Origin of the sequence: Mesorhizobium sp. M0437 (assembly GCF_040321335.1) — a bacterium.
Lineage (GTDB): Bacteria > Pseudomonadota > Alphaproteobacteria > Rhizobiales > Rhizobiaceae > Mesorhizobium.
In genome coordinates, this window is sequence record NZ_JAMYRK010000233.1 from 1 (window position 1) to 934 (window position 934).

Genomic DNA, 934 nt, shown 5'->3' on the forward strand with positions numbered 1-934 from the left:
AGTGTCCGTTCCAAAAAGAGTTGAGTGATTTCAGCAGGTTGTGATTCCGTCGGATTTGCAAGATTCGATGGAGATCACGATGGCCTGGACTGAAATCACCCGTGCGCATTATGAGCGGCGTTGCGCCCGCTACGCAAGCGATCTGACCGATGCAGAGTGGGTGCTGATTGCGCCAATGATGCCGTCGGCGAGCCGCATCGGCCGGCCGCGCAAGACAGACCTGCGCGAGGTCGTGAACGCACTTCTTTACCTCGCCTCGTCGGGCGGCGCGTGGCGATTGCTGCCGAAAGACTTCCCACCCTTTTCAACGGTGCAGAAGTACTTCTATCGCTGGCGTGAGGCGGGCTTGTTGCGGACCATCAGCAACAGCCTCGTCATGGCGGCGCGCGAGGCTGAGGGTCGGGAAGCGAGCCCGACGGCGGGCGTGATCGACAGCCAATCGGTCAAGACCACGGAAAGCGGCGGAATTCGTGGCTTCGACGCGGGAAAGAAGATCAACGGGCGCAAGCGTCACATCGTTGTCGACACCATCGGCCTGATGGTCGGTCTCGTCGTCCACGCCGCTGATATCCAGGACCGGGACGGCGCACCGGCTGCCCTCAAGACCATTCTCGAACGCTGGCCGTGGCTGCGACACGTCTTCGCCGACGGCGGATATGCCGGACCGAAGCTTAAGGGCGCGATGCAAAAGATCGGCACGTTCACCCTGGAGATCGTCAAGCGGACGGATAAAGCCAAAGGCTTTGAGGTCCTGCCGCGCCGCTGGGTCGTGGAGCGCACATTCGCATGGCTGGGGCGATGCCGCAGGCTGGCCAAGGACTGGGAGAAATCCCTCGCTTCCGCAGAAGCCTGGATATACGTCGCTCACATTCGCCTGCTCACCCGCAGGCTCGCAAGAAGTTGATATCAAAACACTCTTTTTGATTCAGGCTCT

1 protein-coding gene is annotated in these 934 nt (G+C 60.6%); it reads left to right on the forward strand.

Annotated elements, in window-relative coordinates; translation table 11 throughout:
- Positions 1-79: 79 nt before the first annotated feature.
- On the forward strand, positions 80-904 hold the full coding sequence (locus NKI72_RS35200; RefSeq protein ID WP_352458936.1) for an IS5 family transposase: 825 nt from the start codon (positions 80-82) through the stop codon (positions 902-904).
- The last annotated feature ends 30 nt before the right edge of the window (positions 905-934 follow it).